Genomic DNA, 24985 nt, shown 5'->3' with positions numbered 1-24985 from the left:
CGTAAATGGCAAAATCTGTGGATGACGCGGCACTGCCGTCGCGTCGTCGTTTATTAAAAGGCATGGGCATCCTTGGGGGTGCCTTTGCTGTAAGTGGTGGCTGTCCGGTGCATGCGGCACCGGATGATAAATCCTTCTCGCCAGGCGCCTTGTCGCCTTCAGCAAGACAGGAGGCACAGCCGTTTTATGGCCTGCATCAGGCGGGCGTAACCACACCTCAACAGGCTGCGATGATGATCGTGGCCTTTGACGTTTTGGCGACCGACAAAGCGGATTTGCAACGGCTGTTCCGCTTGCTCAACGATCGCATTGCCTTCCTGACCAAAGGCGGCAAAGCGCCACTGGTGACCAATCCACGCTTACCGCCAATGGATTCCGGCATTCTGGGAGATGATATTTACCCGGATAATCTGACCATTACGGTGTCGGTGGGGCATTCGCTGTTTGACGAGCGCTATGGGTTACAGGCGCACAAGCCGGTGAAGTTACAGGCGATGACGCGTTTTCCTAACGATGCGTTGGATGCCCGTCTGTGCCACGGAGATCTGCTGCTGCAAATCTGTGCCAACACCAATGACACGGTGATCCATGCCCTGCGCGATATCATCAAGCATTCGCCGGATCTGCTCAGCGTGCGCTGGCGTCGTGAAGGTTTTATCTCTGACCATGCTGCGCGCAGCAAGGGCAAGGAGACGCCAATCAATCTGTTGGGCTTCAAGGACGGTACGGCGAATCCGGATACCACTAACCAGCCGCTGATGGACTCGATTCTGTGGGTCACCGCCGGGCAGGGCGAACCGGCCTGGACCGTGGGCGGCAGCTATCAGGCGGCGAGGATTATCCAGTTCCACGTTGAGTTCTGGGATCGTACGCCACTGCGCGAGCAGGAGACGATCTTTGGTCGCGTGAAGCACAGCGGTGCACCGTTAGGGATGCAGAACGAGCATGATGTGCCTGACTATGCCAGCGATCCTGATGGCAACGTCACGCCGCTGGATGCCCATATTCGTCTGGCAAATCCCCGTACGCCAGAAACGCAGAGCAATTTAATGCTGCGTCGCGGCTACAGCTATTCGGCGGGGGTATCAAACGCGGGTCAGCTGGAAATGGGCCTGTTGTTCGTTTGTTATCAGCATGATTTAGAAAAAGGTTTTCTCTGCGTGCAAAAAAGACTGAACGGTGAAGCCCTCGAGGAATATATCAAGCCGATTGGCGGGGGATATTTCTTTGTGCTACCCGGTGTCCAGGATGATAAGCATTATCTTGGGCAGTCTTTGCTGGAAGCCTGATAGTTTCATTAAAGAACCTTCTGCTTCGTTGTGAAGCGGGAGGTTATTTTTTAATCAGTTATTTTTTTCACCCCTTTTTCCTCCTCCCAGTGCATTTATCGATTCAGAAAAACCCGTAAGAAAAATCCATCTCGTTGAATTACTTCATTATTTAATTTCTCACAGCCAGGGTGCGGGCTATTAACCGATAAAATGTTACGTCAGACGTAAAATAGATGTTGCATTGATCCTGAGATCTGTAGCACCTTATTAACAGCGGGTGTTTAAAGTGTTGACATGTCCACCACGGAGATCGCGAATGGTAAAGTGTTGTAACGGACAGATGTACCATAAACAAAGTTTCGCGGCTCCATGCGAGGGCGCTACTCCCGCTTCAACTTTCTCTTCTCTCTTATATTCTAACGGCCAACTTCTTTCTTTTTCAAACCGGTGCACAGCTGCGCTCAAACACGGCTATGCGCTAACACAATGGCCAGACAAGGCTTAAAAGGAAGCCACCGAAACCTCTAAAGCGTTCACGTAATCGCATCGATTTGCAGGTGCGGGAAATGAAACCAACTGTAAGGTGCCACTATGGGAAGACAGAAAGCAGTGATCAAAGCGCGTCGTGAAGCAAAACGTGTGCTTCGTAGCGATTCACGCAGTCACCGTCAGCGTGAAGAAGAATCGGTCACCTCGCTGGTGCAGATGGGTGGGTTAGAGTCAATTGGCATGGCGCGTGATACCCGTGACCATTCCCCGATTGAAGCCCGAAATGAAGCTCAGGCGCACTATCTTAAAGCCATAGAAAGCAAACAACTGATCTTTGCCACAGGCGAAGCCGGTTGCGGTAAAACCTGGATCAGCGCAGCGAAAGCGGCTGAGGCCCTGATTCATAAGGATGTTGACAGGATTATTGTTACGCGTCCGGTGTTGCAGGCGGATGAGGATTTGGGATTCCTCCCTGGAGATATCTCAGAAAAATTCGCTCCGTACTTCCGGCCAGTGTATGACGTTCTGGTTAAACGTCTGGGCTCTTCCTTTATGCAGTATTGTCTGCGTCCCGAAATTGGCAAAGTGGAGATCGCTCCCTTCGCCTATATGCGTGGACGAACGTTTGAAAATGCCGTGGTGATCCTTGATGAGGCGCAAAACGTCACCGCCGCCCAGATGAAGATGTTTCTGACACGCCTTGGGGAAAACGTCACCGTGATTGTGAACGGCGATATCACACAGTGTGATTTGCCGTCCCATGTGAAGTCGGGTCTCAGCGATGCGCTATCTCGCTTTGAGGACGACGACATGGTCAGCGTGGTGCGTTTCGAGAAAGAAGATTGCGTACGTTCACAGCTCTGCCAGCGTACGCTTCTCGCTTACGGCTAAGAATCTGACTAGCTGAACCGAGCCCGGATGAAAGTCCGGGCTTTTTTATGCAAAAAAAAAGTCTGAACGTAAGTTCAGACTCTTCTTCGAATATGGTGGTGAGAGAGGGGGATCACGAGGCACATCCCTGTGCCTCGCCCTTCGGGCAGCAGAGCTGTGCAAAACGGCTGTCCTGCCGTTTTGTCGAACCCTTCGAGGCTTCTCACCCCTCTCTCCTGAATTTTATGCAAAAAAAAAGTCTGAACGTGAATTCAGACTCTTCTTCGAATATGGTGGTGAGAGAGGGGTTCGAACCCTCGATACGTTGCCGTATACACACTTTCCAGGCGTGCTCCTTCAGCCACTCGGACACCTCACCATATTTTTACTGCTGCGTCCCAGAGGGGCGACGGGGCGCTACTATAGGCAGTCGCAGGGAAGCGGTCAAGCAGAATTTTCTTTGCTTCTATCAGCTTATCCTCAATCCACTCACTGATTTATCCAGAAAGTTCACAAAAATCAGGTCATAAAACTGACATCAACTAAACACAAAAATGTCATGGTTGTGTCGCAGACTGGCTCCCTGAAATGTTTAGCAAAACTTACTCATGGAGCCTTGAGTTTATGAACGTTAAAAGCCTGTTTACCCTGTCTTTGGTTGCCTCTGTTATCTCTTCCTCCGCCATCGCCGATATCGCCACTTACACCCGGGCCGCGCAGGGCGACATCACCCAGCCTGGCGGTGCCCGTCGCTTGACCGGTGACCAGACCGACGCGCTGAAAGCCTCGCTGAACAGCAATAAAGCCAAAAACGTGATCCTGTTGATTGGCGATGGCATGGGCGACTCTGAAATTACTGCAGCACGTAACTACGCTGAGGGCGCGGGCGGCTTTTTTAAAGGGATTGATGCGCTGCCGCTGACCGGGCAATACACGCATTACGCGCTGGACAAGAAAACCCATAAACCGGATTACGTCACTGACTCTGCCGCATCAGCCACCGCGTGGAGCACCGGGGTGAAATCGTATAACGGCGCAATCGGCGTGGACGTTAACGGCAACGATCACCCAACCATTATGGAAATGGCGAAAGCGGCGGGTAAGGCAACGGGCAACGTCTCAACCGCTGAGCTGGAAGATGCGACGCCAGCAGCGCAGATCGCCCATGTCACCTCGCGTAAGTGTTATGGCCCGGAAAAAACCAGCGAGCTATGCGCCAGTAATGCGTTAGAAAAAGGCGGCAGGGGATCGATTGCTGAGCAGCTGCTGAATGCCCGTGCGGATGTGACGTTCGGCGGCGGCGGTAAAACCTTCAGCGAAACCGCGAAAGCCGGCGAGTGGCAGGGCAAGACGCTGGAAGAGCAGGCTAAGCTGCGGGGTTATCAGTGGGTCAGCGATCTTAACGGCTTGACGGCCATTACCGAAGCGAATCAGGACAAACCGGTGTTAGGTCTGTTTGCTCAGGGCAACATGCCGGTGCGTTGGAAAGGGCCGAAAGCGACCTGGCACGGCAACGGTGAAGACAAGGCGATAAGTTGTGAAGTGAATGCCGAACGTCCGGCAACCACGCCGACGTTGGCGCAGATGACCGACAAAGCAATTGCGTTGTTGAGCAAGGACCAGAATGGCTTTTTCCTGCAGGTTGAAGGCGCGTCGATAGATAAGCAGGATCACGCTGCCAACCCGTGTGGTCAGATTGGCGAGACGGTCGATCTGGACGAGGCGGTACAGAAGGCGCTGGAGTTTGCCCGTAAAGACGGTAACACGCTGGTGATTGTGACGGCCGACCATGCGCACTCCAGCCAGATCGTTGCCAATGACAGCAAAGCGCCTGGCCTGACGCAAACGCTGAAGACCAAAGAGGGAGGTTTTATGACCCTCAGTTACGGCAATTCTGAGGAGGATTCTCAGGGCCACACCGGCACGCAATTGCGTATTGCTGCTTACGGTCCGCATGCGGCTAACGTTGTCGGGCTGACCGATCAGACCGATCTGTTCTACACGCTGAAATCGGCGATGGAAATCCAGTAACTTTTTCTGGTTAGCCTGGGGGAGCTTCGCTAAGCTGAATCAGCGACTCCCCTTCAGGAATAATGTCATGCGGCAGAGCTTGTTACGTGTACGCGATGGTCAGGGCGCCACCGTGTCGTTTTCTGAATTACTGTTCGATCTGATTTACGTCTTCGCCGTTACCCAACTTTCCCACTATTTGCTGCATCATCTGACGCTGGTCGGCGCGTTGCAGACGCTGTTGCTATGGTTTGCCGTCTGGCTGGCCTGGCAATACACCGCCTGGGTCACCAACTGGTTCGATCCGGAAACCCGTCAAATCCGTCTGTTGTTGTTCGCCATTATGTTGCTGGGGCTGTTTGCATCTTCAGCCTTGCCTGAAGCCTTTGGCGAAAGGGGATTGGTGTTTGCCTTATTCTACATTGCGATGCAGGTTGGCCGTGCGGCGGTGACGCTGTTCTGGTTGCCGGACAATCATCTGTTACAACGTAACTTTCAGCGCATCTTAGGCTGGATGGTGATTTCCGGGGTGTTTTGGCTGATTGGCGGTCTTGTAGAGGGTAATGGGCGGATGGTGTGGTGGGCGATCGCCATTGCCTGTACCTACATTTCGCCGATGATAGGTTTCTGGTTGCCAGTGTTAGGGCGTTCAAATACGTCCAGCGAGTGGACGATTGAGGGCCATCATCTGGCGGAGCGCAGTCAGCTGTTTGTGATTGTGGCGTTGGGGGAGACCATTCTGATCACTGGTGCGACATTGAGTGAGCTGGAGAGTTGGGATGCGCCGGTGATCATTGCCTCATTAGTGGCATTTCTTGGCAGTCTGGCGATGTGGTGGGTCTATTTCGACACCAGCAGTAAGGCGGGCAGTCATGCGATCCAGCAGTCGGAAAACCCGGGGCAAATGGGTGCCTGTTATCATTATGTGCATGTGGTATTGGTCGGGGCGATTATCGTTTGTGCGGTGGCGAACGAGTTGGTGATCGTCCATCCCGACGGGCATATGGATGCCAGCGCAATAGCGGTTTTGTTATTGGGTCCCGCCGCCTATCTGGCCGCCAACGGCATTTATAAAACGATGGTGTACCGGCGTTTCCCGCTTTCGCACATTGCCGGATTGGTGGCTCTGTTGGCGCTGTTACCGGTTTGTTTTATCACCGACAGGCTGATGATTAACGGATTAACAACAGTGGTGATGATCGCCGTCGCCGGATGGGAAAGCATATCGCGAGGGAAGGGAGTGGCTTAAGGTCAACACCGCGTTGGGTGGTAGGGCGGAGGTCAACACCGGGTTGGGTGGCACGGCGTCGGCACAGAGCGCCTTATCCGAGACGCCGTGAATCCATCCCTGGAGGCTTGGCTGCGGCATCCCTGCCGCAGACACTCGGCTAAGGCGCTCTGAGCCGCCACCTTATAGCATTGGTGTCGATGGGTGGACTGGTGGACGCACAAATCAAAGGAATGCATCGAAGAGGGTTTTGACCTGTGTGTCCACAATCAAGCATTCGATACTGAAGCTTAGGGGAAGGGAGAGAAGGTTGATAGCGAGTCTTCGGCGACAGGGATGTCGCCGCTGAGCCCCCAGGGATGGGTTCACGGCGACTTTGCGTTCAACCTCCTCTCCCTGACCTGCCACCACAGTTAGCAGGCGACTTACCCTAACTTCAGACTTTATTCGTCGAGGCTTCTCACCCCTCTCTCCTGAATTCTAGGCAAAAAAAAAGTCTGAACGTATGTTCAGACTCTTCTTCAAATATGGTGGTGAGAGAGGGGTTCGAACCCTCGATACGTTGCCGTATACACACTTTCCAGGCGTGCTCCTTCAGCCACTCGGACACCTCACCATATTGTTGTCGCAACAAGGTTGCTGACGGGCGCTAATGTAGGCAAAAGCGCTGCCGCGGTCAACTCCCTTTCTCCACTTTTCTGCGCGTTTAGCCAGTTTTGCAGCAGTTTGCTGCTTAAATCACCAAAATCCCCACTAACCACAACGAAACGGCCTATCCGCTGTTAATAACCCCATACGACCAATGCCGATCCTGACGAATACTTCATCGCGATACTATTGGTATCGCAACAATTTTTGCTTGCCAGACGCACCTTTTTCCCCGAGCCTTGAGAAAAAACAGGAGAGCAAACGTGGATATCATTTTTTACCATCCGTCATTTAATGCAGAAACCTGGATCGACGGCCTGCAACAACGCCTGCCCGACGCCCGTATCCGCCAATGGACACCCGGCGATGATGCGCCTGCCGACTTTGCGCTGGTGCGCCAGCCTCCTGTCGATATGCTGCAAGGCCGTAAAGGACTGAGAGCAGTATTCGCGCTCGGCGCGGGCGTGGATGATATTCTCGGCCAGCTGCGCCAACATCCTGAAATGCTGGCTAAAGAGGTGCCGCTATTCCGCCTGGAAGACACCGGCATGGGCCGACAGATGCAGGAATACGCTGTTTACCATGTTTTAGGCTGGTTCCGTCGCTTCACCGAATATCAACAGCAGAAGGCACAGTCGCTGTGGCAACACCTGCCTAACTACAGCCGCAAAGATTTCAGCATCGGTATTCTGGGCGCGGGCGTACTGGGGCAGAGCGTGGCAGAAAGCCTGAAGATTTGGGGCTTTCCGGTGCGTTGCTGGAGCCGCTCACCGAAAGACTTGCCGGGTGTCACCAGTTTCCATGGCGCGGAACAGCTGGGCGAATTCCTGGCCGGCAGCCAGGTGCTGATTAACCTGTTGCCCAACACGCCACAGACCGAAGGGATCCTGAACCGCAGCTTGCTTAGCCAACTTAAACCGCAGGCATTCTTGCTTAACCTCGCCCGTGGTGCGCATCTGGTCGAAGACGATCTGCTGGCGGCGATCGAAGCCGGTGAGGTCAAAGCCGCCGCGCTGGACGTCTTCGTACGTGAACCGCTCGATACTTCCCATCCGTTCTGGACGCATCCGGATATTGCCATCACGCCGCATAATGCCGCTGTAACCTTGCCAGACGAAGCTATGGACTTTATCGCGAAATCGATCGCCACCCTGGAAGCCGGTGAAATGCCTGGCGGTCTGGTCGACGTAACCCGCGGTTATTAAGTCAATCAGGGGCAGGAATGCTATTCTTGCCCTAAGCCTAAAGGAGAATGTTATGTACCCCGTTGACCTTCATATGCATACCGTTGCCAGCACTCATGCCTACAGCACACTCCGCGACTACGTGGTGCAGGCGCAAACCTGTGGCGTCAAACTGCTGGCGATCACCGATCACGGCCCGGATATGGCCGATGCACCGCACTACTGGCACTTTGTGAATATGCGCGTCTGGCCACGTGTGGTGGATGGCGTGGGCATCCTGCGCGGCATCGAGGCTAACATCAAGAATACCGACGGTGATATTGACTGCACCGGGCCGATGATGGGATCGGTGGATATCGTGGTGGCGGGCTTCCATGAACCGGTGTTCGCCCCGCGCGATAAGGCCACGCATACCGAAGCGATGATTGCGGCGATGGCCAGTGGCAATGTGCATATCATCAGCCATCCGGGCAACCCGAAATACCCGGTCGATATCCCGGCGATTGCCGAAGCGGCGGCGAAATATAACGTCGCGCTCGAGTTGAACAACTCCTCCTTTACTCATTCCCGCCCGGGCAGCGAACCTAACTGCCGCGCAATCGTCGCGGCGGTGCGCGATGCCGGCGGATGGATCTCCTGCGGATCGGATTCCCATACTGCGTTTACCCTCGGCAACTTCGAACACTGCCTGCGGATTATGAAGGAAGTGGATTTCCCGGAAGATCGCGTATTAAATGTCACCCCACGCCGCTTGCTGGATTTCCTCGAGCTGCGTACCGGCACCAAAATTGCTGAATTTGCTGATATGTGACATTGTCACAATTAACCTCTGAATGGACTGACCGTCATGAATGAATTCTCTATCATCTGCCGTATTCTTGGCTCGCTGTACAACCGCCAGCCGCAGGATCCGTTGCTGGTGCCGCTGTTTACGATGTTGCGTGAAGGCAAACTGCAGCAGCACTGGCCGCTGGAGCAGGATGAGCTATTGATCCGCCTGCAGGAAAACAGCGACCCGCAGGCGCTGGCGGGGGATTACAACGCGCTGTTTGTCGGCAGCGACTGCAAAGTGCCGCCGTACGGATCGCATTGGGATAACGGCCCGCAGGAGAGCGACGTGCGTGGCTTCCTGCAAAGCCGCGGTATGCCGTTAGGCGAAGGCCCAGCCGATCATATTGGTGCGCTGCTGCTGGCCGCTTCATGGCTGGAAGACCAGTCTGCGGCGGATGAAGTGCAGGCGCAGGTGACGCTGTTTGATGAGTATTTATTGCCGTGGGTGGGTCAGTTCCTGGGCAAAGTTGAAGCCCATGCCACCACCGCGTTTTACCGCACGCTGGCCGCGTTAAGCCGCGAAGCGATTCAGGCGATGCGTGACGAACTGGAAGAAGAAGGGGACGTCTGAGCCCTGTTCCAGCCTGAGCCATAACCTGACGTAAGCCCGCCGGTAGCCCATTAGCGACCGGCGGGCTTTTTACTGCGTTACTGCCACTCCGCGTTGGCCGATCCCAACCGCGACGCCGCCCGTGACCAGATCAACGGGGTGCCGGGTAACCACACTGGCGAACGCAGGCGATAGCCCATGCCCCACGGGGTGATTTCAATCTCGACGTTTTCATCCTGTGGCTTAAGCGGGCCCAAACCCTGCGGTTGTTCACTTTCCGGATACGGATTGTCGGTCAACAGGCAGGCAGTTCTGGCCAGCGACAGGCGGGCGGTGTAGCCGGTATTATGCAGCAGTCGCTGGCGCAAGCCTTCCAGCACCGCGGCTGCCATCAGATAACCGGTGGCATGATCCAGCGCCTGCACCGGCAGCGGCGAGGGCGCATCGCGCTGTTTCCACTGGCGGCCGCTGTCGGCAATGCCGCATCCCATTTGTACCAGGCTGTCGAAGCCACGGCGATTGCGCCATGGGCCGGTCCATCCCCACGCATTCAGGCTGACGTCCACCAATCCCGGCGACAGTTTTTGCCGGGTTTGCGCATCATACCCAAGCGCGCTCAACGCATCGGCACGGTAGCCATGCACCAGCACGTCCGCCTGACTCAGCAAGGCTTCAAAGTGCTTGCGTCCCTGCGCGGATTTCAGGTCGAGCCTGGCGCAGCGCTTACCCAGGGTCACCTCTTCTTCCAGCGAGGGTTCTTCCCAACCGGGCGGATCGAGCCGCAATACCTCAGCGCCCAGTCCGGCCAGAAATCGCGTGGCCACCGGGCCCGCAATGATGCGGGTCAGATCCAGCACGCGCACGCCATGCAGCGGACGCGCGGGGAACAGGCGCCAGGTGGGTGCCGGGCCTTCGGGCTGCAACGCCTGTTCAATTAACGCTTCGCGCCGGACGGCCTGGCCTTGCGGATGCTGCTGCCACGCCTCCACGCTGCGCATCTCGGCCGCACAGCCGCCTGCGACGACCACCGCGTCTTCCAGTGCAGTTTTATTCCACTGGCTGACGGCTACCGCAAGGCTGGCGCGATCGGCATGCTGACCGAGCACGCTTTCCATCGCCGCACGATGATGGGGCGCATTGGTATGCAGGCGGATCCAGCCATCTGCGGTGGGATAATCCCCGGCAAAAGGGTCCCACAAGGCAGGCGCGGGGCGATTAATCGGGCGGAAGCTGTGCTGGAACCAGCGTGAAGCCAGCGCGGTATTCACCTCAAGCGGATGCGGATTGCCAATCAGATCGGCCGCAGCCTGCATCGCCAGTGCGATGCTGGTGCTGGCCAGTTCGGTGACCGGATACAGCGAGCAGAGTTGCGCGTCCCCGTGGAAGGTGACCTGAGGAACGGCATCGCTGGCAGCGCGCAGCCCGTGCCAAAGCTGTTGCCAGAGGTGTGTGGTAAGCCCATTGTCCATTGCGTCCTCCTTGGATGATGCTTATCACCTTAGCAATGAACCCCGCTTTTTGCCTGGCGTTAACGCAGGCGGCGGAATTTTGGCAGACGGGCGTGCATGCGCAGATTACGCAGATTAATGACCGCAATGGCCGTGCCGGCAACCACCAGCAGCGCGCCGATAATTTTAAACATATTCATCTCGTCGCCCAGCACCACCACGCCCATAATCACCGCCAGCACCGGCGTCAGCAGCGAATACGGCATGATCAGGTTGACGTTGTAGCTGCGCAGCAGCCAGTACCACAGCGAGTAGGCGATAATCGAAGAGAAAATCGCGCTATACAGAATGCCAAACCAGCCGCGCCAGCTGGAGTGGATCAGGCTGTCGATCTGATTGGATTCCATCACCCAGGAGGCGAGGCCGACAATCGGGATCGCCAGGAAACAGAGCCAGCCGGTCATGGTCAGCGGCTTAATCGGCGGGGATTTTTTCACCAGCATATTGCTGATCGCCCAGCCCGCGGCGCTGCACAGCAAGATACACAGCACCCACCAGGAAGGAATGGTCGGGCTGCCGGCCAGCACCACCACGCCGGTCAGGGAGACGGCAATGCCGGTCATCTGCACCACCGACAGCTTCTCCTTCAGGATCACCATCGCCAGCAGCATGGCAAACGGCGTGCCGAGCTGCACCACAATCGCGCCGGTGCCGGCATCGGTGTATTTCATGCCAACAAACAGCAGTGAAAAGTGCAGAAAGCCAAAGGTAAACGCCAGCGGCACCAGATAGCGCAACTGCGCGCGGTTAACGCGGGTGAACGGGACCAAAATCAGCGCCACAACCACAAAGCGCATCAGGGTTAAAAACAGCGGGGGAAGATCGAGCAGACCCCATTTGATCGCGACGTTATTGAACGCCCAAAGGGTCACTACCAGTAAAATAAGAAAAAAATGCCGCAAAGCCACGAGACTGTCCTGTTGTGCGTGTGATCACCTTTTTATCATGGCATGAATTGCCGCTGAATTAAGCGGGATCAGGCAATTTATTTCGCACCGGGCGTTAGCTGAATTTGTTTTACTGCCCTCAGAAAAAGTGATGAGACAGCCGGCGGTCAACATGCCATCATAATCTTCAGATCCCTGTCGTCAGGTGCATGTTGATAATCATTAAGGATAACTTCCCGCTATGCCTTCTGCGCTTCCGTTAGCCATCATTCAGTTTGAAACCCCGCCTGAGGCGGTCATCGATCGCGTTGGTGAACAACAGCACTGGTTTGTTGCCGCTCTGGGCCTGCAACCCGGCGAATATGTGGTGATCCGCCCGGATTTGGGCGAAGCCCTGCCGGATGCCTGTTCCGTTGCCGCCGCGGTGCTGAGCGGCTCCTGGGCAATGGTGACCGATCACGCCGAATGGAGCGAGCGCAGCGCGGCCTGGATCCGCAGCGCGGTCGAGCAGGGCTTACCGCTGCTCGGCGTCTGTTACGGTCATCAGCTGATGGCTTACGCGCTGGGCGGGCGGGTGGATGATAATCCACGCGGCTGGGAACGCGGTCTGCAACAGCTGGAGATGAACGCCTGCTCCGCCAGCGATCCGTTACTGAGCCAGCTGCCGACGCACTTCTCCGCGTGGCTGTCCCACCGTCAGTCGGTGCTGCAGCCGCCGCCGGGCGCGCAGGTGCTGGCCGCGTCCGCACAGGATGACTGTCAGATTATCCGTTACACCCCGCAGGCGCTTTCGGTGCAGTTTCATCCGGAATTTACCGGCACCATCATGACCGCCTGTCTGCAAAGCAGCCAGAATAGTGAAATCAGTAGCCTGATGGCGCATCAGCAGGAGCCGGCCACGCCGTTGCAGCTGCTGCAAACCTTCTGGCATCAGCATCGTCAGGCCAGCAAGCTGGCCTGATTTACCCGGGCCATTGTTGTGCGTTACCTCACAATGATGGCTTCCCGACCCGCTTTCATGGCACTCCCGTCACAGTTTCCTCTTTGGCAATCTGACATGCTCATTTTTATCAATATTGTTAATGATGAGTTATTTGATTGTTAAATCGCTCCGGCGAATTTACTCCGAGGAAACCACCATGCGTTATGCATATCCGGGCACTACAGATTCATTGATCACCCTGAAGTCTCAGTACGGCAACTTTATCAACGGTGAGTTTGTGCCGCCGGTTAACGGGGCCTATTTCGAGAACACCTCGCCGGTAAATGGATCGGTGATCGGTGAGTTCCCCCGTTCCGATAAAGATGATGTGGAAAAAGCGCTGGATGCAGCCCATGCCGCTGCCGACGCCTGGGGCAAAACCTCTGTTCAGGCGCGTTCACTGGCGTTGCTGAAAATTGCCGACCGGCTGGAAGAGAATCTGGAATTTATCGCGGTAAACGAAACCTGGGACAACGGCAAACCGGTGCGCGAAACGCTGGCCGCCGACCTGCCGCTGGCGGTGGATCATTTCCGTTATTACGCCGGCTGTATTCGCGCTCAGGAAGGATCGTCTGCGGAGATCGACGAATTCACCGCCGCGTACCACTTCCACGAACCGCTGGGCGTGGTGGCGCAAATTATCCCGTGGAACTTCCCGCTGCTGATGGCCGCGTGGAAACTGGCGCCCGCGCTGGCTGCCGGCAACTGCGTGATTTTGAAACCGGCTGAACAAACGCCGCTGTCCATTACGCTGTTTGTGGAACTGATTGCCGACCTGCTGCCGAAAGGGGTGCTGAATGTGGTTCACGGGTACGGCCGTGAAGCGGGCGAAGCGCTGGCGGGCAATCCGCGTATCGCCAAGGTGGCCTTTACCGGCTCCACCGCAACCGGTGGCCATATCCTTGAGCTGGCGGCGAAGAACCTGATCCCGTCCACGGTGGAGCTGGGCGGTAAATCGCCAAACATCTTCTTCGAAGACATCATGCAGGCCGAACCGTCCTTTATTGAGAAAGCGGCGGAAGGCGTGGTGCTGGGCTTCCTTAATCAGGGCGAAGTCTGTACCTGTCCGTCGCGTGCGCTGGTGCAGGAGTCTATTTACGAGCCCTTTATGGAAGCGGTGTTGAAACGCGTGAAAACCATTAAGCGCGGCGATCCGATGGATACCGACACCATGGTTGGCGCGCAGGCGTCTCAGCAGCAGTTCGACAAAATCCTTTCTTATCTGGAAATCGCTCAGCAGGAAGGCGCTGAAGTGCTGACCGGCGGCGGGGTGGAAAAACTGGAAGGCGGTCTGTCCACCGGCTATTACATTCAGCCGACGCTGCTGAAAGGCAACAACAGTATGCGCGTTTTCCAGGAGGAGATTTTTGGACCGGTAGTGGGCATCCTGACCTTTAAGGATGAGGCCGAAGCGATCGCCATTGCAAACGACTCCATTTATGGCCTCGGTGCCGGCGTCTGGACCCGCGACATCAATCGCGCGTATCGCGTGGGCAGGGCGATCAAAGCCGGACGCGTCTGGACCAACTGTTACCACCTGTATCCGGCGCATGCCGCTTTCGGGGGTTACAAAAAATCCGGTATTGGCCGTGAAACCCATAAAATGATGCTCGATCACTACCAGCAAACCAAGAACCTGCTGGTCAGCTACAGCATTGAGCCGCTGGGCTTCTTCTGATGTAAGCGCATCTCCCAACAGGGCCGCAATAGCGGCCCTTTTTATGCTGTTCCCCGCCATAACCTCGACCGGTTTAAAAACGCCTGCACCTCACCTCCACGCGCGTTTGCGCGGCCTCACACATTGGTTTTTGTTATGACCCATCATCTTGCCGACTAAAGCCAAATATGGCACGCTGCCATAGGGTTGTATATACAAGACTAAACAACACAATCCGCACACATCATCGCGCCACCTCGCCTCATGTCGTTCCCATGAGCGGGCGGCTCCCTTTCAGGCAAGGAGTTGGTTATGTCATCCGTATCCTCTGCGCGTACCGAGCGTGCAGAAAGCAAACTGATTGAGACCCGCAGCATCGACTACATTCCCGAATCCGAACGTCACGGCAACGTCTTCAGCCAGTTCACCCTGTGGTTCGGCGGCAACTTACAAATCACCGCAATTGTCACCGGCGCGTTAACCGTGGTGCTGGGCGGCGATGTGGTCTGGTCGCTGATTGGGCTGCTGGTGGGGCAGATACTCGGTGCCGGCATTATGGCGCTGCATGCGGTGCAGGGACCGAGGCTGGGCCTGCCGCAGATGATCACCTGCCGGACGCAATTCGGCGTGTATGGCGCGGTGATCCCGCTAGTGCTGGTCTGCGTGATGTATATCGGCTTTTCGGCCAGCGGCACGGTCCTGGCCGGGCAGGCGCTGGCGCATCTGGCGAACATCAGCGACAGGGCCGGGATTATCGGCTTTGGGCTGATCATTATCGTTGTTGCCACGCTGGGATACCGGCTGATCCACGGACTGGGCAAAGTGGCCAGCGTGGTTGGCGTGCTGACCTTTATCTATCTGTTCTTCCGGCTGCTGCTGGAGAACGATATTGGCGCGCTGCTAAGCAATAATCACTTCTCGCTGGCGAACTTCCTGCTGGCGATGTCGCTGTCGTCTTCCTGGCAGATCGCCTTTTGCCCCTACGTCTCTGACTACTCGCGCTATTTACCGCGTAACGTGTCGGCGGGCAAAACCTTCTTCGCGGTCTTTGCCGGCACCGCGTTGGGCACGCAGCTGTCGATGACGCTGGGCGTAATTGCCGCCGCGCTGGCCGGAAAGGCGTTCTCAGGCAATGAAGTGGGTTACATCGTGGGATTGGGATCGAGCGGAACCCTGGCGCTGGTGCTCTATTTTTCGATCTGCTTCGGCAAAATCACCTTCACCACCCTGAATGCCTATGGCAGCTTTATGTCGCTGACCACCATCGTCTGTGGTTTCCGCCAGACCGCCACCATCAGCAAAGCCGGACGTATTACTTTTATTGTCTGTATGGTGTTGATCAGCTGTGCGATTGCGATGCTTAGCGCGCCGTCCTTCCTCAAGTCGTTCACCCAGTTCCTGCTGTTCCTGCTGGCGTTCTTTGTGCCCTGGAGCGCCATGAACCTGATGGATTATTACTTTATTACCCGCGGGCATATCGACATTCCGGCACTGTCCGATCCTGACGGCCGCTACAAGCGTTGGAATCTGATGGGGATTGCCACCTATGTGGCGGGCGTGTTGATCCAGCTGCCGTTTATCTCCAATGGTTTCTACAGCGGCTCGCTGGTGTACCTGTTCGACGGGAATGATATTTCCTGGATCATCGGCTGGGTGTTTACCGCGCTGTGCTGGCTGCTGGTTAATCAGCGCAACAAGGCGGCCCGTTTACAGGCCACCGTGCTGCCGCAGGGTTAACTGGCTTTTCGCTGCGCCAGTAATTCAACGATGTGTTCTTCGGAAACCGCCTGAGAGAAAAGGTAGCCCTGCAGTTGATTACATCCGGCTTCTGCCAGGGCTGCCATCTGTCCGTGGGTTTCCACGCCTTCTGCGGTCACCGTCAGACCCATCGCCTGGCCCAGTTTCACCACCGATTCGATGATCGCCATCGAGTTCTCCGTCACGCCCAGCGACTGGGTGAACGAGCGGTCGATTTTGATTTTATCGACCGAGAAATGGCTGAGGTAATTGAGGCTGGAGTAGCCGGTGCCAAAATCGTCCAGCGCGATGCGGAAGCCGGCCTCGCGCAGTTTTTTCATCGTCTCCTGCGCGCCTTTTTCGTCTTCAATCAGCACGCCTTCGGTCACTTCCAGCTCAATGCGCGTCGCCAGGGTTTTTTCCTGCTTCACGATCGCCTTAAAACGCTCGACAAAGCCGGCCGCGCGGAACTGCAACGGCGAGACGTTAACCGCAATGGTCAGATCCGGCCACTTGAGCGACACGCGGCAGGCTTCCCGCAGCACCCATTCGCCAATTTGAATAATCAGCCCCATCTCTTCGGCCAGCGGGATAAATTCGCTCGGTGAGATGGCACCATGAACCGGATGATTCCAGCGCATCAGTGCTTCCAGTGCCACCACCTTCTGCCCGGAAATGTCCATCAGCGGCTGATAGAACACCGCCAGATCCTTTTTGGTTTGCATCGCCAGACGCAAATCGGCGGCGATTTGCTGGCGGGTTTTCACCGACTCATCCATCGCCCGCTCAAACACCCGGTACTGCCCGCGTCCCTGACTTTTGGCTTCGTACAGCGCGATATCCGCTTTGCGCATCATCTCTGAGCGATCGACCGCATCCTCCGGCGCAATAGCCACGCCGATACTGACCCCAATCCAGGTATCGCTGCCAAGCAGGGTAAAGGGACGCGACAGCGCGACAATAATTTGCTCGCACATGGTCTGGATCTCGCGCGGAGAGCTGACCACATCAAGGATCACCACAAACTCATCGCCGCCCAGTCGGCCAACGGTATTCTGTTCGCCCACCAGGCTGCTGACCCGGTGGCCCACTTCAATAATCAAATCATCCCCGGCGTGATGGCCGTAGGTGTCATTAATCAGCTTAAATCTGTCCAGGTCTAATAACAGTAACGCCACCTTGTCGCCGTTACGCATCAGTCTGCCTAACGCTTGCGTCAGGCGTTCCTCCACCATCGCGCGGTTGGGCAAACCGGTCAGCACATCATGGAAGGCCAGATGCTGTGCCTGTGCCTCGCTGGCGCCGAGTTGTAGCACCGACTGCGACAGCCGCAGGGAAGAGAGCCACAGGCGGCGGATCATCACGCCGCAGATCGCGGTGATAATTAACACCACGATGGCGACCAGCGGGCCGATCACCGCCAGCATGCGTGTGCCAGGCCGGTCGGGCTGCCAGGAGAGATGGCCGAGAGGCTGACCGCTGTGGGTGGTTAACAGGTAATTGGCGCCGTCCGCAATGGGATTGCCATCGGTATAGCGAAGATCTTTCAGCAGGCTGCGCTGGGAGAGTGAGCTCAGGTAGGTATTGTCGAGATACTTAACGCTGACCAGGGTGAACGGGCTTGAACGGCCACGTTCTCCTTCTATGTTGCCCATGGCCAGCACGGCAGGGCGGTTATCGATCAGGGTAAAGTCGATTACCTCACGATGACCATTTTCACTGGCATAGGGCACCTTCAGCTTTTGCATAAAGGTCTGTACCGGTTGCTGCAGGTGGGCAAACTGAGAAACCGCCACGTTGCGACCGTTCTCCCAGCGATAGACCGGCTGGTTGTTCGCATCGAGGATATAGACCAGCTGATGGCCGAACATCGTCGACAGCCAGTCGCCCACGTTTTGATTGAGCCAGACGGTATCTTGCGGCGATCTGGCCAGTCGTCGGGCAAGCGGTTGCCACAGCGCCAGGCTGCGATGCTGCTTGATCATTTCGTCAAGGCTTTGAGAAAGTGAAGTTTTTATTATCTGTTGCTGCTGTGCAGCGGCAATATCATTGCTTTTTGCGGTCGCCCACCAGACGGTAAAGCTGGCTGCCACAAAAGTAATAATCAACACTAAAACCAGAGGAACAAGAACTTCACGAACAAAGTGGAGACGGAAACTGTCTGATATCTTCATGTTTTTTATCAGCCTGCGGCGAAGGACGGACCTTCTTTCAGGCTAGCATAAATCTGATATCTGTCTTTTTTCTGCGCCTGAAACGTGCGGCTCCGCTGATTTTCCACAGATTTATATGTGAAGTGAAAATTAACTGATGAAGTTTTTTTACTTTTTGCCGTGGGGGAATTTGACTTAAAACTGTAAAAGCGATGCGTTAATCATTACGGGGTAAAAACGCAGGGCAGGGCGTCGACAGTTTAGCGATCTGTAAGTGTCCAGATTTTCCTCACGCGGTTTTATCGCCAATAACATAGGATTATTCCTTATTATTCTCGCCGGGTTGTTACAAAGGCCGCTGCGGCTGTGAGATTGCCGTCTTATCGGCGATAAAAATATGTGTAACCAGGTTTCGCCTGGGCATCACAGCGGAAAAACAGGTATTTGGCTTAAATGTTTTGTTATCCCTGATGCCTTATGGCTTTCTTTGAGGATGAGTGAATCGTTGCGGTGAATTAGCCTTCGGCGGAGGACACACCTTTTTAAGGGGATGGACTGAGGATTATCCTAATACCACAGTTTGTTTAACCTTGGTTGTAGTGAGATTTTGGAATAAAACATCCTTTGCGGAAATAAATAATCATTCCTTCTGATTGGCCGGATAAAGATTATCATCTGACATTAATTTAGATAGGTTCGCTAATCTTATTATTGGGCCAGAATGAATTAACTTAGAAATGTAAAAAATGACATGCTTTATAATATTTAAGCGCCATTCCTGGTATTAATCCGAATAAGCGCAGGGCGGTTCATTCTGCGTTGATTTTATTTTGGTATTGTTGTTAATTAGCAGGCATTCCACTCTCACAAGAGATGAGACCTATGTCAGCTAAATTGTTGTCAGTCATTATTCCTGCGTATAATGTTGGGAATTACATTGTTGAATGTATTGATTCATTGCTGAGTCAAATTCCTTCCCCGAATGAACTTATTATCATTAACGATGGATCTACCGATAATACTCTGGCGCTGGTGGAGCAAAAGTACGGTGCGCTGGACAATGTAAAAGTGGTCACCATTGCCAACGGTGGCCTGGGTAATGCACGCGACGTCGGCATTGCGATGGCGCAGGGTGAGTTCATCTTCTGCTGTGACCCGGATGACGTGGTATGCGACGGCCTGTTCAGAGAGCTGAGCGACACCGTGGCCCTGCATCCCGAAGTGGAACTGTTTTGCTTCAACTCGCAGATGTTTGAGGATGATGACTCCGGGCGCACCTATGGCAAAGTCGAGCACCGCGAATTTGGCTTAATGAAACCGAAGGAGGTTTTTGCCTCTTTGCTGCGTTCAGGGGCCTATACCTCGGCGACCTGGAATTATATTTTGAAAAAAGAGGTCATCGAAACTTACCAATTAAAATATGTTAAGCGTCTGCATGAAGACCATTGTTTTACGCTGGAAGTGTTTTTGCGCTCGCGCAGCGCATTTGTCAGTCAGAATCTTTACTATAAGCAACGTATTCGCAGCGGCTCTTTAACCAACAGCGTGAAGAGCGAAAGCTTTTTCCGCCAGCGTTATGATGCTTTTGTCTGTTCCTATGAGAAATTACTCAGGGCAGTGGACGATCAAAAGGAACTGGCCGAATTGCGCCGGCTGTATCTGATTCACTCGTTCAAGTTAATGATTAATCTGGCACTTGCCGATAACCGCAGCGTTCCTGCCTATGTCACCCACGCGATTCACTATTTGGGGAAAAGTCTGAAACCAGGCTCTGTTACCAACTGGCTACTGTTAAGGAAGCCGGAATTATACTCTAATCTGATCAAAGTCAGGCAGAATCTGCGCAGTATGACGGTTTCTTGAAAAGGTTAAGGGCTGATGGCTAAGGTATTTGATAAAAGTTTAATCATTAATATTTTTTCTTTGTTGGGGCTGCGTGGCGCCTCCTTTATTTTTCCGTTAGTCACCTTGCCCTACCTTGCCCGTATTTTGGGTGTAGAGCATATGGGGGTGTTGGCACTGGGTCTGGCCTGCGTCATGTACTGCAGTACCATCTCCGATTGGGGCTTTAACGTTTACACCACCAAGGATATCGCGCAGCACCGGGAAGACAAAAGCAAGGTGACCCAGCTGTTCTGGTCAACCTTCAATGCCAAGCTGATTATGGGGACCGCCACGCTGGCGATCCTGCTGCTGGTCACCTGGTTTAATCCGAAGTGGCATAATTTGTTCTTTATTGTGCTGGCGAACTCAACGGTCTTATATGGCCAGTTGCTGTCCTTTGGCTGGTTGATGCAGGGTTTTGAGAAGCTGGGGAAAACCGCGCTGATCTCCACCGTCGGGCAGTTTTGTTCTATTCCGTTGACCTTCCTGCTGGTGAAAACGCCGGAAGACACCTGGCTGGCGGCGCTGATACCGGGCGTAACGGCCACCATTACCGCGGTGATCACCCTGTATTTCGTGGTCAATATGAAGGTGATTGGTTTTTACCGCTTTGAGCCGCGCGAAATCATGCAACGCATTAAAGACAGTCTGCATGTCTTTCTGGCGATTGCCGGCGCCAACCTGTTTAACAACGTCAACGTGTTAATTCTGGCCAGCATGACCAGCAATTATATGGTCGGCTTATATAACGGCGGCGACCGCCTGAAGAAAGCCGCCAATACCTTGCCTGAGCAAATTGGTAATGCCTTCTTCCCGCGCGTCAGCTATCTGTTCCATAAGGATCCGCATGCGGTGATCCACGCCACCCGCAAAAGCATTACCTTTTCCTTTGGTATTAGCGTGTTTATTGTGGTGTTCACCTTCTTCTTCGCGGATTTAATCGTCAAGCTGCTGTTGGGACCCGATTTCCACGAATCGGCCAACGTGCTGCGGGTGATGGTGTGCGGATTTATCTTCGGTAACGTCAGCTACCCGGCGGGGCTGCAAATCCTGATCCCTCACGGGCTGGCCAAGCAGCGTATGCATGTGATGTTTATTGTTGGCCTGATTAACGTGCCGGTCTGTGCGCTGTTGGCATGGCAGTTTGGCGCGATTGGCGCGGCGAGTTCGCTGGTGCTGTCCGAGTTCCTGGTATTCCTCGGCATCCTGCGGATTATGATCAAACACAATATCCTCAAGAGCTATCTGCTGAAAGAGAGCCCCCGAGGATTTGAAGCGCCGAAAGAAAACGCGGGTTAAGGCTAACCCGCGCCGTTTTTAATCGTCCTTTTTCTGTCTGGCGGCAATTTTTGCCTGCCGCCAGTTCAGCAACGGCGTTACCGACACGCCATGCACGATGACGCTGGCGACAATCAGCGTGAAGGCCATATTCGCCATTCGGGTGACTTCTCCTCCCGCCACGCCATGGGTGTAGGCCCAGGCAATGTAGTTAATACTGCCAATCCCTCTAATCCCTAACCAGCCGATAATCAGGCGCTGATTGCGCGGCGCGTTCATGCCGGCGGTGGCGATCCACACCGAGGCCGGGCGGATGACGAGAAACAGTATCACCGCCATCAGCAGACCTTGTGGATCCCAGTGATGGGCCAGCGTAACGCCCAACACAATGATGATCACGGCGGCGAACAGCCGTTCCACCGTGTCACCGAAGGAGAGCGCATCGCCAACCACCAGGCCAACCGAGCTGGCGGCATTGGTTTCGCCCGGCGCGTGGCGGATATGCGGATTAACCAGCACCTCAGCGGGTGGACGATTGTCGCTGTCGGTAAAGTCATCGGCCGGTTGACGGTTAATCACCCGCATTTCTGCGCGACGCAGTCCCACACCGGCGGCAAAGGCGGCGAGGAAGCCGGAAGCATCCAGCGCCTGGGCGGCGGCATAGCTCAGGGCAATCAGCGCCAGCGCCAGGAAGTCATTCGGGGCGACATCCTGATGCCGGTGGCGCAAATGGGTGATGTACTGACCAACAAACCGGCCGAGAATAAAGCCGATCCCCAGCCCGCCAACAATCGCCCACAGCACATCGACCAGCGCCCATTGCGCAAAGTCAGGCAGCGTTAGCTCGCCCTGGGTGGTCAACAGCATCACCGCCAGCATCAGCAGCGGCAGGGCGGTGCCGTCGTTCATCCCGGCTTCGCTGGAGAGGGAAACCCGCAGATTGTCGCTATCCCGGGCATCGTTAACCGAAATCAGGCTGGCCAGCACCGGATCGGTCGGGGCGACGATCGCGCCAAAGGCCAGCGAGAGCGGCCAGGAGAGGTCCGCCAGATAGTGCGCCACCACGGTGACACCCAGCACCGTCAGCAGCATCCCCGGAAACGCCAGCCGAAGACCAATCCGCCAGCCCTGACTTTTTAGCGGCAGCCTGAGCTTCAGCCCGGTAATAAACAGTGAAGCGGCCATGGCGATCTCAGTGAGATTTTTTGCCAGTTCGGCATGGGCCGCAATATCAATCGATAACAAGCCGAGCACCCAGGGGCCGCAGGCAATGCCCACGGCGAGATATAACGCAAATGCAGTAATCGGGCCGCGTTTGATCCAACCCGATGCCAGCGTCATTAACAGTAATAATCCACCCGTAGCGGCGGTCCAGCCAAGAAATCCCATTGCTTCTCCTTTTTGTGTTGAGCCGTTAAGTATGGACGATAAAATTACGCATTCTGTGCCGCGCGCCGCCGCAAAGATTGTCAGCAGGCGTTCAGAGGTATACTGTTAGCAGACTCATTTTTTCTCGCTGACGACGTTTCTTCTTCAGCGATCCTCCGCTAAACCGAGGTTGTTTTGTCCAGTTATACGCCTAATCAACGTCCACGACGTCTCCGTCAGACCCCGTCTCTTCGCGCCATGTTCCAGGAATCTTCACTGAGTATCAACGATTTGGCATTGCCTATTTTCGTTGAAGAAGGTCTTGATGACTATAAAGCCATTCAGGCGATGCCGGGCGTCATGCGCATTCCTGAAAAGCGTCTGGCCTATGAAATTGAACGTATTGCTAAGGCCGGTATCCGTTCGGTGATGACCTTTGGTATTTCGCATCATACCGACGCGGATGGTAGTGACTCATGGCAGGAAAACGGTCTGGTTTCCCGTATGTCGCGGATCTGCAAAGAGACCGTGCCGGAAATGATCGTGATGTCCGACACCTGCTTCTGTGAGTACACCACCCACGGTCATTGCGGTGTGCTGCACGACCATGGCGTGGATAACGACGCCACGCTGATTAACCTCGGCAAACAGGCCGTTGCGGCGGCTCACGCGGGTGCGGATTTTATCGCGCCTTCCGCGGCAATGGATGGCCAGGTTGCCGCCATTCGTCACGCGCTGGATGCCGCCGGTTTTACCGATACCGCCATCATGTCCTACTCGACCAAGTTTGCTTCCTCGTTCTACGGCCCGTTCCGTGAAGCGGCAGGCACTTCTCTGAAGGGCGACCGTAAAACGTACCAGATGAACCCGATGAACCGCCGCGAAGCGCTGCGTGAGTCGTTAATCGATCAGGCCGAAGGTGCCGATGCGCTGATGGTCAAACCTGCCGGCGCCTATCTGGATATCATCCGTGACGTCCGCGACCACACTGAACTGCCGCTGGCGGCCTATCAGGTGAGCGGTGAGTACGCGATGATCAAGTTTGCCGCGCAGGCTGGCGCAATCAGCGAGCGTGATGTGGTGCTGGAAAGTCTCGGTGCCATCAAACGCGCCGGTGCCGATCTGATCTTCAGCTACTTCGCGCTGGAGCTGGCCGAGAAGAAACTGCTGTAGTCCGGCAGTGCGTGATAAAACCGGCCGTTGAGCCGGTTTTTTTATGCCTGCTGGGGGTGGGTTATACCACCACTTCCGCGATCCACTTCACCGATTTAATGTTGGTGAAGTTATCGACATCACCGACAATCTCATCCACATGTCCCGCCATGCCTTTTTGCAACGCTTCGGCAGAATGGCAGATCAGATGGCAGGCCGCGACGTATGGCGCTGGCGAGCCATCGGGGGCAGAGAGAATTTTGTCGATGCTGTACGAGACCAGATAGTCGCCCATCCGCGCTTTGATTAACGGCAGATGCACGTCGCGATAGTAGTCATGATCAAAGTGGCCGTTTTCAGTAGTCGGATAGAGCACGCTGTATTTAATCAAACCTTCACCTCATTGAGTTTCCCCGGTACGCTTACCGCACCGTGCCCTCTAGTATAGCGAGGATGTCAGCGAAGCGATTAGCGCTTTGGAGTCATTGGGTGCCTGTCCTTTACATGCCTCCGGGGAATGACTAAATTACCGCAAACCGGATGCCAGAGTGACCCGATAATGACTGATAACCAGACCCGAGGCAGACCCTCCGCGCCGGAAAGTGACGTGCGTGACAAGGTACTCAATACCGCCTTCATCCTCATTGTTGAGCGGGATATGGCCAGTCTTACCATTGATGAGATCGCCAAACGAGGCGGTCTGGCTAAAAAAACCATCTATAAATTTTTCAGCAACAAAGACGCCATCGTCGAAGGCATGATTGCGAAATGGACCTCCACCAGTGAGGTTGTGGCCCCGGCTTTACCTGCGACTGAGCAGGAGGTTATCGCATTGCTGGAAGCCTTTTTCATCACCCTCATGCAGCGGGTGCTCTCTCTGGAATCCGTGGTGATCTATCAGTTTCTTCAGGGAGAGTTAAAGAAAAAAGCAGAGTACCTCAAGCTGTACCGGGCCAATGGTTTTGATACCGCTGGCAGTGTGCTCGACGGCTGGCTGAACGCGGTGAGGGCGGCGGGGTTGCTAAACCCGCTCTGGCCGGCAAATTCAGCGGTCTATCTTCAGTCGCTGATCGTGACGCCGCTGCTGCGTGATATTTCGCTGGGGATCCTGCCGCCGGTTCCGACCTACAACCCCCAGCCGCGGATTGCACAGATCCTGCAAGATTTCAGCCCGATGCTGTTGGCCTCCCGCCCGTCGTTAACACGCGCTTTCAACTGATTACGTTTTGCAACGAGGTGCCAGACGATTTCAGGCCGCGTTACGGTTATCTTAATTAGGAAACGATATTCGTTTCCTA

19 protein-coding genes and 2 tRNA genes are annotated in these 24985 nt (G+C 55.1%); 14 read left to right on the top strand and 7 right to left on the bottom strand.

Features of this window, described 5'->3' with window-relative positions; genetic code table 11:
- The first annotated feature begins 5 nt into the window (after positions 1-5).
- A complete protein-coding gene (gene efeB / locus EBC_RS14860; RefSeq protein WP_013202640.1) occupies positions 6-1289 on the top strand; it encodes an iron uptake transporter deferrochelatase/peroxidase subunit in 1284 nt (427 codons plus the stop codon).
- Between the two features lie 573 nt (positions 1290-1862).
- Positions 1863-2651 (top strand): phosphate starvation-inducible protein PhoH, encoded by a 789-nt coding sequence (gene phoH / locus EBC_RS14855; protein WP_013202639.1) that lies wholly within the window; start codon positions 1863-1865, stop codon positions 2649-2651.
- A 270-nt stretch (positions 2652-2921) separates the two neighbouring features.
- Here phoH and EBC_RS14850 read toward each other — a convergent pair.
- A tRNA-Ser gene (locus EBC_RS14850) sits at positions 2922-3009 on the bottom strand.
- Positions 3010-3254: 245 nt separating this feature from the next.
- Here EBC_RS14850 and phoA point away from each other — a divergent pair.
- Together phoA and EBC_RS14840 are read left to right on the top strand one after the other, a co-directional pair.
- A complete protein-coding gene (phoA, locus tag EBC_RS14845) occupies positions 3255-4661 on the top strand; it encodes an alkaline phosphatase (protein ID WP_013202638.1) in 1407 nt (468 codons plus the stop codon).
- 67 nt (positions 4662-4728) lie between these two features.
- Positions 4729-5889, top strand: a complete 1161-nt coding sequence (locus EBC_RS14840) for a low temperature requirement protein A (RefSeq protein WP_013202637.1) — start codon at positions 4729-4731, stop codon at positions 5887-5889.
- A gap of 507 nt (positions 5890-6396) precedes the next feature.
- Here EBC_RS14840 and EBC_RS14835 read toward each other — a convergent pair.
- Positions 6397-6484: transfer RNA gene (locus tag EBC_RS14835), tRNA-Ser, on the bottom strand.
- 295 nt (positions 6485-6779) lie between these two features.
- Between EBC_RS14835 and ghrA the strand changes: the two genes are divergently transcribed.
- The 3 genes from ghrA to EBC_RS14820 are packed head-to-tail and all read left to right on the top strand — an operon-like array spanning position 6780 to position 9102.
- A complete protein-coding gene (gene ghrA / locus EBC_RS14830) occupies positions 6780-7721 on the top strand; it encodes a glyoxylate/hydroxypyruvate reductase GhrA (RefSeq protein ID WP_013202636.1) in 942 nt (313 codons plus the stop codon).
- 52 nt (positions 7722-7773) lie between these two features.
- Positions 7774-8511 (top strand): phosphatase, encoded by a 738-nt coding sequence (locus EBC_RS14825; RefSeq protein WP_013202635.1) that lies wholly within the window; start codon positions 7774-7776, stop codon positions 8509-8511.
- 36 nt (positions 8512-8547) lie between these two features.
- Positions 8548-9102, top strand: a complete 555-nt coding sequence (locus tag EBC_RS14820; RefSeq protein ID WP_013202634.1) for a TorD/DmsD family molecular chaperone — start codon at positions 8548-8550, stop codon at positions 9100-9102.
- 77 nt (positions 9103-9179) lie between these two features.
- Here the strand turns inward: EBC_RS14820 and EBC_RS14815 are convergent, their stop codons facing one another.
- Positions 9180-10550 carry a CoA transferase gene (locus EBC_RS14815; RefSeq protein ID WP_013202633.1) on the bottom strand — a complete coding sequence of 457 codons (1371 nt, stop codon included), beginning with the start codon at positions 10548-10550 and terminating at the stop codon, positions 9180-9182.
- A gap of 59 nt (positions 10551-10609) precedes the next feature.
- Entirely contained in the window at positions 10610-11497 is an 888-nt protein-coding gene (locus tag EBC_RS14810) for a DMT family transporter (protein WP_013202632.1), read from the bottom strand.
- A 220-nt stretch (positions 11498-11717) separates the two neighbouring features.
- Between EBC_RS14810 and EBC_RS14805 the strand changes: the two genes are divergently transcribed.
- The 3 genes from EBC_RS14805 (at position 11718) to EBC_RS14795 (ending at position 15852) form a co-directional block, all read left to right on the top strand.
- Positions 11718-12437 carry a glutamine amidotransferase gene (locus tag EBC_RS14805; RefSeq protein WP_013202631.1) on the top strand — a complete coding sequence of 240 codons (720 nt, stop codon included), beginning with the start codon at positions 11718-11720 and terminating at the stop codon, positions 12435-12437.
- 178 nt (positions 12438-12615) lie between these two features.
- Positions 12616-14136: an acetaldehyde dehydrogenase ExaC gene (exaC, locus tag EBC_RS14800; protein ID WP_013202630.1), complete on the top strand. Its 1521-nt coding sequence runs from the start codon at positions 12616-12618 to the stop codon at positions 14134-14136.
- Positions 14137-14427: 291 nt separating this feature from the next.
- A complete protein-coding gene (locus tag EBC_RS14795; protein ID WP_013202629.1) occupies positions 14428-15852 on the top strand; it encodes a purine-cytosine permease family protein in 1425 nt (474 codons plus the stop codon).
- Here EBC_RS14795 and EBC_RS14790 read toward each other — a convergent pair.
- On the bottom strand, positions 15849-17963 hold the full coding sequence (locus EBC_RS14790) for a bifunctional diguanylate cyclase/phosphodiesterase (RefSeq protein ID WP_231853663.1): 2115 nt from the start codon (positions 17961-17963) through the stop codon (positions 15849-15851). The genes EBC_RS14795 and EBC_RS14790 overlap by 4 nt on opposite strands.
- A 924-nt stretch (positions 17964-18887) precedes the next feature.
- Between EBC_RS14790 and EBC_RS14785 the strand changes: the two genes are divergently transcribed.
- Positions 18888-19868 (top strand): glycosyltransferase family 2 protein, encoded by a 981-nt coding sequence (locus EBC_RS14785; RefSeq protein WP_013202627.1) that lies wholly within the window; start codon positions 18888-18890, stop codon positions 19866-19868.
- Between the two features lie 15 nt (positions 19869-19883).
- Positions 19884-21188, top strand: coding sequence for a flippase (locus EBC_RS14780; protein ID WP_013202626.1), 1305 nt, complete (start codon positions 19884-19886; stop codon positions 21186-21188).
- An 18-nt stretch (positions 21189-21206) separates the two neighbouring features.
- Here the strand turns inward: EBC_RS14780 and EBC_RS14775 are convergent, their stop codons facing one another.
- Complete coding sequence (locus EBC_RS14775) at positions 21207-22556, bottom strand: cation:proton antiporter (protein WP_013202625.1); 1350 nt, start codon at positions 22554-22556, stop codon at positions 21207-21209.
- 174 nt (positions 22557-22730) lie between these two features.
- On the opposite strand from EBC_RS14775, the gene hemB reads away from it, so the two are divergent.
- The gene (gene hemB / locus EBC_RS14770; protein ID WP_013202624.1) at positions 22731-23708 is read left to right on the top strand and encodes a porphobilinogen synthase; all 978 of its coding nucleotides are present in this window, start codon (positions 22731-22733) and stop codon (positions 23706-23708) included.
- A gap of 61 nt (positions 23709-23769) precedes the next feature.
- Here the strand turns inward: hemB and EBC_RS14765 are convergent, their stop codons facing one another.
- A complete protein-coding gene (locus EBC_RS14765) occupies positions 23770-24078 on the bottom strand; it encodes an EthD family reductase (RefSeq protein ID WP_013202623.1) in 309 nt (102 codons plus the stop codon).
- Between the two features lie 168 nt (positions 24079-24246).
- Between EBC_RS14765 and EBC_RS14760 the strand changes: the two genes are divergently transcribed.
- Positions 24247-24906, top strand: a complete 660-nt coding sequence (locus EBC_RS14760; protein WP_013202622.1) for a TetR/AcrR family transcriptional regulator — start codon at positions 24247-24249, stop codon at positions 24904-24906.
- Positions 24907-24985: the final 79 nt, after the last annotated feature.

It is taken from the genome of Erwinia billingiae Eb661, from assembly GCF_000196615.1.
GTDB classification, from domain to species: Bacteria; Pseudomonadota; Gammaproteobacteria; order Enterobacterales; family Enterobacteriaceae; genus Erwinia; species Erwinia billingiae.
Note: the sequence above shows the minus strand (reverse complement) of the source record. Positions and strands in the feature narration are given on the sequence as shown.

What these genes read in the sequence shown, in the direction of transcription:
- efeB (WP_013202640.1), top strand. Translation starts at nt 6, where the DNA reads ATGGCAAAATCTGTGGATGACGCGGCACTGCCGTCGCGTCGTCGTTTA.
- phoH (WP_013202639.1), top strand. Translation starts at nt 1,863, where the DNA reads ATGGGAAGACAGAAAGCAGTGATCAAAGCGCGTCGTGAAGCAAAACGT.
- phoA (WP_013202638.1), top strand. Translation starts at nt 3,255, where the DNA reads ATGAACGTTAAAAGCCTGTTTACCCTGTCTTTGGTTGCCTCTGTTATC.
- EBC_RS14840 (WP_013202637.1), top strand. Translation starts at nt 4,729, where the DNA reads ATGCGGCAGAGCTTGTTACGTGTACGCGATGGTCAGGGCGCCACCGTG.
- EBC_RS14825 (WP_013202635.1), top strand. Translation starts at nt 7,774, where the DNA reads ATGTACCCCGTTGACCTTCATATGCATACCGTTGCCAGCACTCATGCC.
- EBC_RS14820 (WP_013202634.1), top strand. Translation starts at nt 8,548, where the DNA reads ATGAATGAATTCTCTATCATCTGCCGTATTCTTGGCTCGCTGTACAAC.
- EBC_RS14815 (WP_013202633.1), bottom strand. Translation starts at nt 10,550, where the DNA reads ATGGACAATGGGCTTACCACACACCTCTGGCAACAGCTTTGGCACGGG.
- EBC_RS14805 (WP_013202631.1), top strand. Translation starts at nt 11,718, where the DNA reads ATGCCTTCTGCGCTTCCGTTAGCCATCATTCAGTTTGAAACCCCGCCT.
- exaC (WP_013202630.1), top strand. Translation starts at nt 12,616, where the DNA reads ATGCGTTATGCATATCCGGGCACTACAGATTCATTGATCACCCTGAAG.
- EBC_RS14795 (WP_013202629.1), top strand. Translation starts at nt 14,428, where the DNA reads ATGTCATCCGTATCCTCTGCGCGTACCGAGCGTGCAGAAAGCAAACTG.
- EBC_RS14785 (WP_013202627.1), top strand. Translation starts at nt 18,888, where the DNA reads ATGTCAGCTAAATTGTTGTCAGTCATTATTCCTGCGTATAATGTTGGG.
- EBC_RS14780 (WP_013202626.1), top strand. Translation starts at nt 19,884, where the DNA reads ATGGCTAAGGTATTTGATAAAAGTTTAATCATTAATATTTTTTCTTTG.
- EBC_RS14775 (WP_013202625.1), bottom strand. Translation starts at nt 22,556, where the DNA reads ATGGGATTTCTTGGCTGGACCGCCGCTACGGGTGGATTATTACTGTTA.
- EBC_RS14760 (WP_013202622.1), top strand. Translation starts at nt 24,247, where the DNA reads ATGACTGATAACCAGACCCGAGGCAGACCCTCCGCGCCGGAAAGTGAC.